The sequence below is a fragment of the Microcystis ichthyoblabe FBCC-A1114 genome, from assembly GCF_050500245.1.
GTDB lineage: Bacteria > Cyanobacteriota > Cyanobacteriia > Cyanobacteriales > Microcystaceae > Microcystis > Microcystis ichthyoblabe_A.
Genome location: NZ_CP191408.1, coordinates 3872860 through 3886394, shown reverse-complemented (window position 1 = coordinate 3886394; position 13535 = coordinate 3872860). Strand labels below are relative to the sequence as shown.

The following is a 13535-nucleotide window of genomic DNA, read 5'->3' as shown; positions in this document are numbered from 1 at the left end:
GCCTTAGCCAAGACTCCCAACTAAGATAAATGAATGATCCTATGACTATCGATATCGAGCATCCCTATTTAGAAATTCAAGGTCGTCACTCTCTCAAGGGTGAAGTTAAAATCAGTGGTGCCAAAAATGCCGCTCTAGTGATTATGGCGGGAGCTTTACTCTGCTCCGACGAGTGCCAGATTAGTAATGTACCTGCCCTAGCCGATATCGAGCGGATGAGTCAAATTCTCTCGGCTTTGGGCGTGCAAGTCCGTCACACCGGAGATAGACTAGAGATTGATGGCAGAGACCTCAAACAAGCTCAAGCGCCCTACGATCTCGTCTCCCAGTTGCGAGCCAGTTTTTTTGCCATTGGACCGATTTTAGCCCGTTTAGGAGAAGCAAAAGTTCCCCTCCCCGGCGGCTGCGCCATTGGGGCCAGACCAGTGGATTTGCACGTTAGAGGCCTACAGTCAATGGGTGCAGATGTATTAATTGATGGCGGCATGGTACACGCCCGCGTTAAGGGTAATGGTCGTCTGAAAGGGGCGAATATTTATCTGGATTATCCCAGTGTGGGAGCGACGGAAACCTTAATGATGGCGGCGACTTTAGCGTTCGGGGAAACCATTCTCGGTAATGCGGCCCAGGAGCCAGAGGTGATTGATTTAGCCAATTTTTGTGTTTCCATGGGGGCAAAAATTCGCGGTGCTGGGACCAATACAATTGTTATTGAGGGAGTTTCCCGTCTGCACAGTACCGATTACAGTATCATTCCTGATCGCATTGAAGCCGGGACTTTACTGATAGCCGGGGCAATTACCCGCTCAGAAATTAGTCTTTATCCCGTGATTCCCAGCCATTTAGCTTCGGTAATTGCCAAACTGCACGAAATCGGTCCGGAAGTGGTGGAAGATGGTCCCAATCGTCTCCGGATTATCCCTAAAGACTTAAAAGCCACCGATATGGAAACCCTGCCCTATCCCGGTTTTCCCACGGATATGCAGGCCCAATTTATGGCTCTATTAACTTTAGCCGAGGGCAGTAGCGTGGTTAATGAGACGGTTTTTGAAAATCGTCTGCGTCATGTGGCCGAATTAAAGCGTCTGGGAGCAGATATCAAGGTCAAAGGAAATGTGGCTTTAGTGCGCGGTGTGCCTTTCCTCTCCGGGGCGCCGGTGATGGCCACGGATCTACGCGCTTCGGCAGCTTTGGTGGTGGCGGGATTGGCAGCCCAGGGGACTACTATTGTGCAGGGACTCCATCACCTCGATCGAGGTTACGATAATTTAGAGGGTAAATTAAGAGCATTAGGGGCAAATTTACGCCGGGTTGATCCTTTAGCCTTAGAATTGGCTACCCTGACCCAATCTTAACAGGATGATTAGTTATCGCTGTTCTATCAGTGTTGAGGATTCCCGTGAGCAACAATATAGAACAGCGTTAATCGTGCTTAGTTGTTCTATATTGACGGAACCTTTCATCAGCGATCGCATTTACCAAATCTTAGCCATTACTAATACAAACCCCGGCAATTCTGGATCACCACTAATGGTTTCAGGAGCATTTAAAATCTCCGGTTCTCGATAGGGACGATAAATATAGACTTGGCGATTTTGGCGATCTATTAACCAACCCAATAAAGTACCATTGGCAATATATTCCTCCATCTTTTTCTGCAAACTGGATACTGTATCACTAGCAGAACGTAATTCAATGACAAAATCGGGACAGATGGGGGCAAAAGAGGCTTTTTGTTTTTCTGTTAAAGCATTCCAGCGTTCTAATTTAATCCAAGCAGCATCCGGTGAACGAGTCGCACCATTGGGCAGCGTAAAACCCGCACTAGAATCAAACCCAAGCCCCGTTCCATCTAGTTCTGACCAGTTCCCCAGTTGCAGAGCTATATTAAAATTGCGATTACCCGTATCTGAAAAAGCAGCAGGCATAACGATCACTTCTCCACTAGCACTGCGTTCAATGCGTAAATCTCGATTGGCTAAACAAAATTCATAAAATTGCTCCTCCGTCATCGGCATAATCCAAGGAAGATCAATCATCAAAGGAGCCGAGGTCGTTTGTACAAGTAGTGTCGTCATCGTTTACCCCCACTCAAGAATTACATGAGTTAACAACTGAATGCCCTTCAATCTTAACTTAGCTCTTGTCATCGGCATTATTGACTACTAAAAGATAGAAGGCGATCGCTCTTAAAGTTGCCAAAGAAGCCTGACGGAGAGGAATGTAAATATTTATAAAAATGTAGCTTAGGATACAGTTATAAAGACAAAAGTGTGTATTTTCCTTTTATTGTCCGTCTTTTCAGAAAAAGAAACCACAAAAGTCTCCTAATACCATCAATAAAATCCTACAATTTCCCTTCATTAATTGGAGGGGTTTTTATCAGTTGTCATACTAAATCCGTTGAGTAACGCACAGAAAACGGGTTTCTCCGAGAAACCCGTTTTCTATTAATGCTTGGGGATAGTTTTTCCTAACTTAGGGGGAGTGAAAGTTTAATTTTCCCTGAATCTTTCTAACAGTTCTGAGCGAGATAAATTAGCCAGAGAAAGAAGTAACCCGGTGCGTTCCGAGATAGGAAGTTGGGCAATCTGTTCCACCAGACCAGATAATTCTGTATCTAGGCTGCCAAAACGTCCTTCCAAAAGACTGCTTATCAGGGATAGTTGTCCTTCTAAAGTGCCTTCTTGCTTTCCTTCTTGTTTCCACTCTTCTCGTTGTTGTAAATAAGCTGGTGATAGGTTCATAATGTCCTCCTGTTCTTCGGCACTTAAATTATCTCTTAATTCCAAACTCTTGCGCCAGTTGGCCAGAATTTCCAGTAAATTCTCTTGGAAAGGATATCGATAACATTGTACTTCATGTTTGTGAGAAAGGCTGTAAGAGTTTCAGCAGTTGGAGTTAACGGGGATTTTCCGAAAGTGACAGAAAAGGGATAATCTTCCACTCAATTGCCCAAAATAAAGGCTAGAATCGAAATATAGTATCGATCGCTAGAGATTTTTCATGAATTACAAAAAATTTTGCTTGGCTTTTTTGCTGTCCCTTATCCTCATCAACACTGGATTAGTTATGCCTAGTTACGCAGACGCAAGAGAATTGAGAACAATTACCGTGACGGGAGAAGGAATAGAAAATATCGCCACTTCTCAAGCAATAGTGCGCTTAGGGGTAGAAGTTCAAGGCAAAGAAGCGGGGAAAGTGCAGCAGGAAACCGCCAATCGTAGCGATGCGGTGGTTAAATTTCTCCGTTCCCGTCAAGTGGAAAAATTGGAAACCACTGGCATCAGTTTACAGCCCAATTACGACTTCAGCAACAATCAAAGACGTTTAATCGGTTATATCGGGGCTAATTTGATTAGTTTTCAGATTGATATAGCCCAAGCGGGGAGTTTAATCGATGAAGCGGTCAAAGTCGGGGCAACACGCATCGATGGGGTCAGTTTTACTGCTGGAGAGTCAGCGATCGCAGCTGCCCAAAGAACCGCTCTCATCAAAGCCACGGAACAAGCTAGAGAACAGGCTACAATCGTGTTACAAGCCCTCGGTTTAGTGCCGAAAGAAACGGTTTCTATCCAAGTGGGTAATACAGGTAATCCCGTGCCAATAGCCCGCTCAGAAGCGGTTTTTCGGAGTGCCGATGCTGCCAGTAGCCCAGTTATCGGAGGGGAACAAACCCTGCGCGCTGCTGTCACCCTCGAAATTAGCTATTAAAATAACCTTTAGCTATCAGTTAAGCTGTACTGCATTTAAACTGCCTATTGAGTATTTTAGTACAAATGCTGAAACTCTCTCTCCTCGCTCTCCTGCTCATAGACAGTCCTAACGAGTAATTTAGATAGTCAACAGCTTAAAATCAGCACCGATGCTCGGAAAATCTAGAAAACTTTCGCCCTCATCCGTGAATTATCCCAACTTTTTACCCACTGTTAGGGAGGGATTGAGTGAAGATACCTCCCTTGCTCTCCTCGAAAATATCCAACAAATTGCCATCGATAGCCCCATCTATCCTCGATCGATTCTAACTACCTATAGTCAACAAGGGCAAGGTCAACCGCCTTTTCTCCTCCTGCACGGTTTTGATAGTTCCCTGCTGGAATTTCGGCGTTTACTACCTTTACTCGCCCAAAATAGGGAAACTTGGGCGATAGATCTGCTCGGCTTTGGTTTTACTGAGCGATACCCAGATTTACAAGTATCTCCGAAAACTATTAAAAGCCATCTTTACCATTTCTGGCAAACTGCGATCGCTAAACCGATAATTTTAGTCGGTGCTTCCATGGGGGGTGCAGTGGCCCTAGATTTTGCCCTCTCCTACCCGGAAATAGTGGCAAAATTAGTCCTGATTGACAGCGCAGGACTAGCTAACCCCCCAGTTTTGGGTAAATTGATGTTTTCTCCCCTCGATAAGTGGGCAACTAATTTTTTAGCCAATCCCCGCGTGCGTCAAAATATCAGTCGTACTGCCTATTTTGATGCAACTTTAGCCACTGTTGATGCTTGCACCTGTGCCAATCTGCACCTGAATTGTCCCCACTGGAGTGCGGCTTTAATCTCCTTTACCAAAAGTGGCGGTTATGGGGCATTTTTGCCGAAATTAAGCCAAATAAACCGAGAAACGCTGATTATTTGGGGAGAAAACGATCAAATTTTAGGCACAAAAGACGCGAAGATATTTCAGCAGGCCTTACCCAATAATCAACTGGTCTGGATTCCTCGCTGTGGTCATGTTCCCCACCTCGAAAAACCGGAACTTACCGCGGCCGCGATAGTTAAATTTGCGAACTAAAAACTTATAATAGGATTATTTGACCCTATAGTGCCAACTTTTATGAAATTTTTGCCGATCGCTCTCGCTACATTCAGCCTTCTGAGTTTATCTGTCAATATTCCCGCTACTGTAGCCACACAACAGCTTTTTTGTCGAGGCCGCATGAATAACGGTTGGTCCTATTCAGCAGAATTTATCAATGGACGTTTTGAGCGCATTCGCTGGACACGCTCCGGTCAACCTCCCCAAGTTTCTAGTCTTAGTTTTAAAAATACTAACAACAAAGGACAGCCGATTTATCGGGGCAGTTTATTCGCCGCAGTCAGTGTCACTCTGATAGACTTATCGAAAGGAGATGTCCGTCCCGGTTCGCAAATTTCCGTGGGAGTGGAAGAATGGGGTTGGTCGCGGGGAAACTGCGGTCTTAACAGATGAACAACTTCGGTGACAAGGTAAGTTTTATTTGGAGTATCGCGGATTTGATCCGCGATACCTTTAAGCGCGGCAAATATCAAGATGTCATCTTGCCTTTCACCGTGCTGCGTCGCTTCGACTGCGTGTTAGAGCCGACCAAAGAGGAGGTCTTAGCAGCCTATAACCATTACAAAGACAAGCTCGACAACCTCGATCCCCTCCTCTGCAAAAAATCAGGATTTGCCTTCTACAACCCCAAATAAAAATCATTTTGTCTTTGGTATAGTTAAACATTCAATATTGTCTTATCACTTTTTTGAAAATGATTTAGGATCGCTAATTATCTAAGCACAATTAATTACACATCTAAGCCACTACTCCGTCAGACTTCTGCTGTGAGTAAACAGTGAACTGAAAACTAAAATCCGATCCCTAATAGCTGTATCCCGTCTCCCGTCTCGGAGTCTCCTGTCTCGACTAGGAAATTAATTTTGCACGACTACTTATATTAAGTTGACGCTGATATTCTAGAAATATTCATTCTGGCGAAAAAACTCGGCAAATGCCACTAATATTGAGTCTTTCAGACTGTAGCGGCTGGCATTGCTGGCATTTCGAGGGTCAGTTATCCCAGCGATAACTACCTGGAAATAGCTCCGCATCCCCATAAAATTCAGTTGTTTGACTTCCATTCCCCCGAAACCCACTATTCAAACCCTTCACTTGATTTTGAAAGGCAAGAGTAAGACTGATTCTGTATTCTGTGCTACCGTTTGCCTTAGGAATTACTGAAAAGCCATTAACGCCTCTTGCCAAAACAGACCACAACCTGATAAACTTGTTAAACTAGGGTTTCAGGGAAGAGAATGGGGCGATTTACCCCTAAGAGGGATTGACTTTTACGAAGTTTTATGATTGCCAACTGGAAAGTCCCCGAAATCTGGTGATTAAGAGTTTTAGCCTGTTGGCTACTGGACTGACTAAGCAGACCTAACAAATTCAACTGTATGATACCGAGTCAAGACATCGGCGAGGCAGTAGATTCAGTCAGAAAAACTGACGCACAAGACTTCTCTAATTTAATGCCTAGACCTGGCTGGTAACAAGTGGCGGGTTTAGGTAAAGGTTGTTTTTGGTATTGAACCCCGATTCTTGTGGTTATTTACCCGCTTCAGTAATTGCCAATAGGGATTTTAAGCCCATAATTGGTTGAAAATTTCTATTTATTCGCAAAAATCCCCAGTCGCTCCCTGTACTAATTCTAGAGATCGACTTCATGATCAATAATTTTCCCCAACCAATTCTCTGGAAATCACCTTCCAGGACAATTTAGTTATTTTATGAGTAGCAATGCCTTAATCGATCGTGAACATCTAATCGAACTGTATAATCGAGGTGAACGCAACTTTGCGGAAGTCAGACTTAGCGGAGTCAATTTAAAGAGACAGTGTTTAAACCAGATTAACCTAAGTCATAGTTACTTAAGACAAGCCAATTTAACCGAAGCTTGTTTAATTAACGCTAATTTCAAGGCTGCTGACCTAGAAGAAGTCAATTTAAGCAAAGCTTGTCTTATCGATGCTAACCTGACTAAAGCCGCTCTTTCTGGGGCAAATTTGCACCAAAGTAACCTAAGCGGCGCAATTTTGAGTAATACTGTTCTGAAAAAGGCTGATTTAAGTTCTGCCTGTTTAATTCACAGTAGCCTACTTTTTGCTCAACTGTTCAAGGCGAATCTGGAAGCGGCTAATCTCACCTCAGCCACTTTAACCCATGCTATGGCGGAGAAAGCTAACCTAAAACGGGCTATTCTCACTCGTGCTATTCTTAGCTCTGCTAATCTTAGCCATGCTAACTTAAAAGAGGCTAACCTAATTCGAGCCTATCTCTATCAAGCTAATCTGGAAAACTGCCACCTTCAATACGCCGACCTCAGCTATGCCGATTTGCGCGGGGCGGATTTACGCGGGGCGGATTTACGTTATGCTAACCTAGAAGGAGCTAATCTGACGGGAGCTAACCTCAATTGTAGTGATTTTGAGGGAGCTAACTTAACCGGTGCCGATTTAAGCAAAACTGACGCGAATAAAGCCAATTTTCGCCAAGCTAACTTAACCGGTTGTAATCTTCTCGGCGCTAATTTAGCCTCCGCTAACCTTTCCGGTGCTAATCTACACCAAGCGGGATTACTCTTGAGTTATTTAGTGGGAAGCAATCTTAAACGAGCTAATCTCAAACGAGCTAATTTAATCGGGGCGATTTTAACCGAAAATAATCTTCTTTCCGCTTCCCTTGAAGAAACTATTCTTCCTAACGGTAGTCGCGGCAATCTCCTTTCCTAATATTCCTAGAAAAACCTGGTTGTAGAGACTTTTCCGCCAAGATTTCTATAACCGTGGGGTTTTTCTTCAGCAAAAGGGAGAGCCGGAGTTGGGAGTGGGAATTATGAATTATAGAACTCTTGAAAATTAGTTAAGTAGCTGGTTATAATTAAATTAAAAATGGATTTTAGGTTCGATCCCCCCTGCCCCCCTTGATAAGGGGGGTGCCGATGGGCGGGGGGATCCCCCCTGCCCCCCTTGATAAGGGGGGTGTATGACAACTTTTAACGCCTACCTACTTATATGTTATAATGGCGAGTTAACTAATTTTTTGGGAAAAATTAGTTAATTAGTGAATTGGTTCTAAATGAAAACCTGAAGTTTAACTTTTAACTCAAAACTCTTTAGATATGCTTTAATTTGGTTGTCAAAACCTCTTTATTTAAGCAGCACAAACTTTCTCAATTATGGTTACTAAGTAGTCGGACATAAATTCTGTTGTCTATCTTAAGAAATGTAAATTGCCGTAATTCTTACTGACGACCGACGACCGACTCCTTACCCCACAGTTAACTTTACTTTTTTCCAACTACTTATCAGGTATCTTCTTGATCAGAAATCACTTTATTTATTCACCCTTTTGCCTCTTGCCTCTTGCATAAGTGCTTGTCCTCATAAGTAGCCTATACTCAGCGGATTGAGGATCAGGTGACGAAACTGGTATTTTCCCCTAATTCAAGGGAAAAACCCCGCATGACTTCCAGAAATCACCGGGGTTTTTAGGAAGAATAGGGATAGGGAAGCAGGGTGAGAGCATCTCAAACGCTATTGACAATTGGCCAATTTTGTGATCCGCATGGGGATTTCAAGTGATACCAGTCAATCAAAATAGTTAGGAAATCGACCCATTTGGTCGATTTTTGCCTAACAATTTAGATGGCCAATTCTCCTCAAAGATGCCTGAATCGCTCTCTGGGTAAGCAACTCACATAAAGTTCATTTTGTCAAGGCTTGTTAAGATGCGCTTACCCTGGATAGGGAAGGAATTTAACCCTCGGTTTCCTCTCTGGTTTGGATAAACAGAATCAAGAGGAAAACGGTGGGGACTAGGACGAATAGGATACTAGCGATAAAGCCGAGATTATTTACTTGCATGAGTTAGCTCCCTCTGTGACAACGGATTTACATAAAGATTAACTCCTAGAATATCATCCTAGAGAAGCCAAGGCGTTGCTGATTTGAAAGGGGAAGTGGGAAGTGGGAGGTGGGGAAGTGGGAAGTGGGGGAGTGGGGGAATGGGGGAATGGGGAGATGGAGAGAATAAATAAAAATAATCTCCCGAAGACTGAATCCTGAATCCTGACCACTGACGGCGGACTGCTGTATGATAAAATTTGTCCCGATAGGATAAATTAAGGTCGTGAAATTTGGTCAGTGGTTGGGGTTTATCTGTTTAATAATGGCTCTTTATGTATTGTGGCAGATTCGACAGCTGTTATTATTGATTTTTATGGCGATCGTGTTTACCGTAGCCTTAAATAGATGTGTGAAAGGATTGCAGAGATTAGGTATTAAAAGGGGTTTGGCTATTTTAATTACCCTGCTGACGAGTCTGGGAATTGCAATTTTATTTTTTATAATTATTGTTCCCCCCTTTATCGAACAGTTTCAAAAATTAATTGAACTTTTACCGCAAGCTTGGAATTTAGTCCGCAATAACTCGATTCAATGGCGACAACAATTTCAATTTGATTGGTTGCCATCCCTGCCTAATTTAACTGATTTAGTCCAGCAGTTACAACCTTTAGGAACTTTTGTTTTTAGTAACTTTTTTACTTTCTTTTCTAACTCGGTTGCGGCAATTTTGCAATTATTATTCGTGCTGGTGTTAGCAATGATGATGTTAGCCAACCCCCAACCCTATCGACAAGCTTTCTTAAAATTATTTCCTAACTTCTATCGTCGTCGTGCTGAGGAAATTCTTACCCTATCGGAAGCGGGTTTAGGTAATTGGTTGTTGGGAATTGCCATTAGTTCAACTATGGTAGGATTATTAAGTGGGTTCGGTCTTTTGGTTCTACAAATTAATCTAGTTCTCGTTCATGCTATCCTAGCAGGATTGCTCAATTTTATCCCTAATATCGGACCGACTGCTAGTGTGATTTTTCCGATCCTCATTGCTGTTATCGATGCACCTTGGAAAATTGTCGCTATTCTGATTCTCTATTTTATTATCCAAAATGTCGAAAGTTATTGGCTGACACCCACTGTCATGGCTAAACAGGTATCTTTACTACCGGCAATTACCCTAATCGCTCAAATTTTCTTCGCTCAAATGTTTGGCATCTTAGGTTTATTATTGGCTTTACCTTTGACAGTGGTAGTAAAAACATGGTTAGATGAATTATTATTCAAAGACATTTTAGATCAGTGGGATCAAGTCCATAACAAATCTTAAATAATCTCGGCAAAAACCATGAAATTAATCATTCTTACTCTCGTTATTTTATCTAATGTTTTTGCTACTCTCCCAGCTAAATCTGAAACAGTGCTAGAAAAAATTAAACGCACGGGATTATTAGAAGTAGCGATGAGAGAAGATGCCATTCCGTTTGGCTATCGAGATAGTAATAATAATTTACAGGGATTGTGCTTAGATTTTATCCAATTGCTTAGAGAAGAACTCAAGCACAAATTAAACCTCCAAATCATCAGTGTCAAAATTTATAAATCGACTTTATTTAATCGCTTCCAGTTATTGGAAAATAAAACCGTTGATTTCGAGTGTGGTCCTAATAGTATCAGAAAAACTATACCTAATGGTGTCAGTTTTTCTCGTCCTTTTTTTGTGACGGGAACTCAGTTTTTAGTTCGGAGTGATAATCAGAATAATTTTAACTTTTCTTCGTCCTTAGAAGGTATAAGTATTGGAGTTTTGCGAGATACCACCACTCAAGAATTATTAAGACAAAAATATCCTCTTGCTACCTATCAAGAATTTCAAGGAGTGACGGGAAGACTGCGAGGTATTCAAAGTTTAAGAAGGAATAGAATAGATGCTTTTGCTAGTGATGGGATTCTGCTAATTGGAGAAGCTGTCATTCTCGGTTTATCCCTAGGAAAAGATTATCAACTTATACCCCCCAATCCTTTAAATTGTGATTATTATGGTTTTATTCTTCCCGCTAATGATCCCCAATGGCAAGAGTTTATTAATGGGGTTATCGTCACCAGTGAGAACAGAAATATTTTTAAAAAATGGTTTACTGAAGTTGCTTCTTATTTTAGAGATACTTGGCAGTATTGTCGTAATAATCCCGAAAGATCCCAGTAAAATTTAACGATTATGCACAAAAAGAATGATTTATTTTGGTTAATTGGTTGCGCTACAATAATCCTGTTTATTTGCAGTGCTATCAGACATATTTTATTTCAATCTAATGCTCTTGATCTTGGTTGGTTCGATCAGGGAGTTTACTTAATTTCTCAAGCTAAACCACCGATTATATCTTTTGTTGGCTACCATATCTTAGGCGATCATATCGCTTTTATTCTCTATCCTATAGCCTTACTTTATAAAATTTATCCTAGCGTTTATTGGCTGCTTTTCTTGCAAGCTTTTTCCCTTTCCCTTGCCGTTTTTCCCCTCTGGCAATTGGCAATACAAGCGGGATTAAAAGAAAAACAAGTTTATACATTAGCCTTAGTTTATCTGCTCTATCCCCTGATTTTTAACGTTAATCTCTTTGATTTTCATCCAGAAGTTATCGCAGTGCCAGCCATTTTTTGGACGGTTTTAGCGGCAAGATTAAATAATCTCTGGGGATTTTGTCTAGGAATTATTATTATTCTCGGTTGTAAAGCAATTCTCTCTTTAACATTGTTGGGAATGGGTATCTGGTTACTTCTCTGGGAAAAGAAAAAAATCCCCGGAATAATTGCCATGATTAGCGGCATTCTTTGGTTTATTATCACCACGAAATTATTAATCCCTCTCCTGACAGGAAAATCTGCAGTTATTGAAATGGCTGATTCTCGATATAGTTATCTAGGAGATAGTTTGCCAGCAATTATCTTTAATCTTTTCCTCAAACCCGATCTTGTCTTAGGAAAAATCTTGACTGGCAATAATCTAGAATACCTCATCCTATTAATTATTCCCTTAGTTTGGGGTTTATCTTGGCGCTATTCTACCGCAATAATTGCCGCTATTCCCGCACTCGCTTTAAATTTATTAGCAGATCATGCCCCACAAAAAAACTTAACCACTCAATATTCCCTGCCAATTTTGCCCTTTTTATTTCTAGCGGTTATCGCCACTTTAGCCCATAATGGTAACTGGTTAAAAAAACCTAAATGGATAATTACTTGGGCAACTATTGCCTTTCTTGCCCTAGCTAAATACGGCTATTTTTGGTCACTGTATTTAAATTCCCTCGATACTTGGTCCGCCACCCAAAAAGCTCTCACTCAAATTACCACCAGTGACAGTGTCTTGACTACTTCTAGAATTGCCCCCCATCTTACCCATCGGAAAATGATCAAATTAGCGATCGAAGGTTCCCAATCCCTAGATTTAAATCAATTTAATTATATTCTACTTGATCGCCGTCATCCCGGTTGGTCTAGTTCACCAGAACTAATTGATGATCACTTAAATAAACTGAATCAAAATGAGAACTTTCAGTTAATCGTTAATCAGGATGATGTGTTTTTATATCGGGCCTTGACAACCCCTCAAGAAACAAAATAATTTTTCGTTCCACCAATTCCAATAAATTTTCTTTATCGACGGGAAACCAGACAATATTAGCATCGGCACGAAACCAAGTGCGCTGACGTTTGGCAAATTGACGGGTGTGGAGGATAATTAGATCGATCGCCTGTTCTAAAGAAACTTCTCCGAGGAGATATTGCTTAATCTCTGCATAACCCAAAGTCTGCAAAAGTGGCAAATCCCAACCGTATTTATCCCCCAAATTCTGCACCTCTGCTACTAATCCCCTTGTGATCATTTGATGAGTACGAACAGTGATCCGCTTGTCTAAACTTTCTGGGGAACAGTCTAAACCAATTTGTAAAATTGGATAAGTGGGGGGATTTTCTCCCTGCTGACTAGAGATAGGTTTTCCTGTCACATAAAAAACCTCTAAAGCGCGTAAAGTCCTGACCTGATCATGGGGATGAATTTTTTTAGCGGCCTCTTCATCTACCTGCATTAGAATTTGATAAAGATAGGATTGTCCTAAAGCTTGTAATTGCCGTCTCAAATCCGCTTGAGGAGAAACCCTCGGTATTTTTAAACCTTTGACAATGGACTTGATATAAAGTCCCGTACCACCGACCAAAAACAGAGGAGAATATTGGAGATTGCTGATTAAATTCTCAGCCTGTTCTTGGTACTGTGCTAGGGTAAAATTATCTTGAGGATCACAAATATCAATTAGATAATGGGGAATCCGCTGACATTCTTCTAAGCTAGGTTTAGCAGTACCAATATTAAATTCTCGATAGATTTGTCGGGAATCGGCACTGAGAATTACTGAATTAAACTTTTCGGCCAATTGTAGGGCTAAACTGGATTTTCCTGTGGCAGTTGCCCCACAAATAACAATCAGAATAGTTGACATACTCCCACCGTCAAGCTGCGCTGTGACGGGGGATTCTTGACCTATCACTATCGGAAATTGCTTGTTCAACGGGGAGCATCCCAGATATGTAATGAGTATAAATACTGATGGTTAGGAAGAGGGAGATAGAGGACAATTAGCCCTAAACTAACCATACCAGATGTAGGCATCATGAATGCTCAAGAAGAACTGCAATTACAAGAACATCTGCAAGCTATCGGCAAAATCCTCAGCAATTCTCAGTTTTAGACACAGCAAGCCTTTTAGGGATTTAAAGAACATTTTAAAGGGGGATTTTTGGCGCAACTTTGGGTGTACTATCACGTCAAAAGCCCGAAGACTCGTGAAATGAAATTCGCCATCCCATTGAATTTTACCCCGTATTATGCGAACTAACTC

General features: G+C 41.6%; 12 protein-coding genes and 1 pseudogene. 9 read left to right on the top strand and 4 right to left on the bottom strand.

Features of this window, described 5'->3' with window-relative positions; all coding sequences use genetic code 11:
* Positions 1–41: 41 nt before the first annotated feature.
* Entirely contained in the window at positions 42–1355 is a 1314-nt protein-coding gene (gene murA, locus ACQY1Y_RS18770) for a UDP-N-acetylglucosamine 1-carboxyvinyltransferase (protein WP_430013341.1), read from the top strand.
* A 120-nt stretch (positions 1356–1475) separates the two neighbouring features.
* Here the strand turns inward: murA and ACQY1Y_RS18765 are convergent, their stop codons facing one another.
* Both ACQY1Y_RS18765 and ACQY1Y_RS18760 read right to left on the bottom strand, forming a co-directional pair.
* A complete protein-coding gene (locus tag ACQY1Y_RS18765) occupies positions 1476–2078 on the bottom strand; it encodes a Uma2 family endonuclease (RefSeq protein ID WP_430013340.1) in 603 nt (200 codons plus the stop codon).
* A 417-nt stretch (positions 2079–2495) separates the two neighbouring features.
* Positions 2496–2840 (bottom strand): annotated as a pseudogene (locus tag ACQY1Y_RS18760) (hypothetical protein); the annotation flags it as partial.
* A 166-nt stretch (positions 2841–3006) separates the two neighbouring features.
* Here ACQY1Y_RS18760 and ACQY1Y_RS18755 point away from each other — a divergent pair.
* The 5 genes from ACQY1Y_RS18755 to ACQY1Y_RS18735 all read left to right on the top strand — a co-directional run bounded on the left by ACQY1Y_RS18755 (position 3007) and on the right by ACQY1Y_RS18735 (position 7527).
* On the top strand, positions 3007–3714 hold the full coding sequence (locus ACQY1Y_RS18755; protein WP_430013339.1) for an SIMPL domain-containing protein: 708 nt from the start codon (positions 3007–3009) through the stop codon (positions 3712–3714).
* A gap of 151 nt (positions 3715–3865) precedes the next feature.
* Entirely contained in the window at positions 3866–4789 is a 924-nt protein-coding gene (locus ACQY1Y_RS18750) for an alpha/beta fold hydrolase (protein ID WP_430013338.1), read from the top strand.
* A gap of 42 nt (positions 4790–4831) precedes the next feature.
* Positions 4832–5206 (top strand): hypothetical protein, encoded by a 375-nt coding sequence (locus ACQY1Y_RS18745; protein WP_002752795.1) that lies wholly within the window; start codon positions 4832–4834, stop codon positions 5204–5206.
* Positions 5203–5448 (top strand): type I restriction-modification system subunit M N-terminal domain-containing protein, encoded by a 246-nt coding sequence (locus ACQY1Y_RS18740; RefSeq protein ID WP_002752797.1) that lies wholly within the window; start codon positions 5203–5205, stop codon positions 5446–5448. Before ACQY1Y_RS18745 ends, ACQY1Y_RS18740 begins: the two co-directional genes overlap by 4 nt.
* 1077 nt (positions 5449–6525) lie before the next feature.
* On the top strand, positions 6526–7527 hold the full coding sequence (locus ACQY1Y_RS18735) for a pentapeptide repeat-containing protein (protein ID WP_002737262.1): 1002 nt from the start codon (positions 6526–6528) through the stop codon (positions 7525–7527).
* Between the two features lie 1026 nt (positions 7528–8553).
* On the opposite strand, the gene psbM is transcribed toward ACQY1Y_RS18735, so the two are convergent.
* Positions 8554–8661, bottom strand: a complete 108-nt coding sequence (psbM, locus tag ACQY1Y_RS18730; protein ID WP_002745897.1) for a photosystem II reaction center protein PsbM — start codon at positions 8659–8661, stop codon at positions 8554–8556.
* Between the two features lie 265 nt (positions 8662–8926).
* On the opposite strand from psbM, the gene ACQY1Y_RS18725 reads away from it, so the two are divergent.
* From ACQY1Y_RS18725 to ACQY1Y_RS18715, 3 genes are read left to right on the top strand one after another with little or no spacing between them, the layout of a single operon-like run.
* On the top strand, positions 8927–9964 hold the full coding sequence (locus ACQY1Y_RS18725; RefSeq protein WP_430013337.1) for an AI-2E family transporter: 1038 nt from the start codon (positions 8927–8929) through the stop codon (positions 9962–9964).
* A gap of 18 nt (positions 9965–9982) precedes the next feature.
* On the top strand, positions 9983–10840 hold the full coding sequence (locus tag ACQY1Y_RS18720; RefSeq protein ID WP_430013336.1) for an amino acid ABC transporter substrate-binding protein: 858 nt from the start codon (positions 9983–9985) through the stop codon (positions 10838–10840).
* Positions 10841–10852: 12 nt separating this feature from the next.
* Positions 10853–12259 (top strand): DUF2079 domain-containing protein, encoded by a 1407-nt coding sequence (locus tag ACQY1Y_RS18715; RefSeq protein WP_430013335.1) that lies wholly within the window; start codon positions 10853–10855, stop codon positions 12257–12259.
* Here the strand turns inward: ACQY1Y_RS18715 and miaA are convergent.
* Positions 12201–13136 carry a tRNA (adenosine(37)-N6)-dimethylallyltransferase MiaA gene (gene miaA / locus ACQY1Y_RS18710; protein WP_036396432.1) on the bottom strand — a complete coding sequence of 312 codons (936 nt, stop codon included), beginning with the start codon at positions 13134–13136 and terminating at the stop codon, positions 12201–12203. The genes ACQY1Y_RS18715 and miaA overlap by 59 nt on opposite strands.
* Positions 13137–13535 lie beyond the last annotated feature (399 nt).

Coding starts and splice junctions, on each gene's coding strand:
- ACQY1Y_RS18740 (WP_002752797.1), top strand. CDS start 5,203: ATGAACAACTTCGGTGACAAGGTAAGTTTTATTTGGAGTATCGCGGAT.
- ACQY1Y_RS18720 (WP_430013336.1), top strand. CDS start 9,983: ATGAAATTAATCATTCTTACTCTCGTTATTTTATCTAATGTTTTTGCT.
- psbM (WP_002745897.1), bottom strand. CDS start 8,661: ATGCAAGTAAATAATCTCGGCTTTATCGCTAGTATCCTATTCGTCCTA.
- ACQY1Y_RS18750 (WP_430013338.1), top strand. CDS start 3,866: ATGCTCGGAAAATCTAGAAAACTTTCGCCCTCATCCGTGAATTATCCC.
- ACQY1Y_RS18735 (WP_002737262.1), top strand. CDS start 6,526: ATGAGTAGCAATGCCTTAATCGATCGTGAACATCTAATCGAACTGTAT.
- ACQY1Y_RS18765 (WP_430013340.1), bottom strand. CDS start 2,078: ATGACGACACTACTTGTACAAACGACCTCGGCTCCTTTGATGATTGAT.
- murA (WP_430013341.1), top strand. CDS start 42: ATGACTATCGATATCGAGCATCCCTATTTAGAAATTCAAGGTCGTCAC.
- ACQY1Y_RS18755 (WP_430013339.1), top strand. CDS start 3,007: ATGAATTACAAAAAATTTTGCTTGGCTTTTTTGCTGTCCCTTATCCTC.
- miaA (WP_036396432.1), bottom strand. CDS start 13,136: ATGTCAACTATTCTGATTGTTATTTGTGGGGCAACTGCCACAGGAAAA.
- ACQY1Y_RS18745 (WP_002752795.1), top strand. CDS start 4,832: ATGAAATTTTTGCCGATCGCTCTCGCTACATTCAGCCTTCTGAGTTTA.
- ACQY1Y_RS18715 (WP_430013335.1), top strand. CDS start 10,853: ATGCACAAAAAGAATGATTTATTTTGGTTAATTGGTTGCGCTACAATA.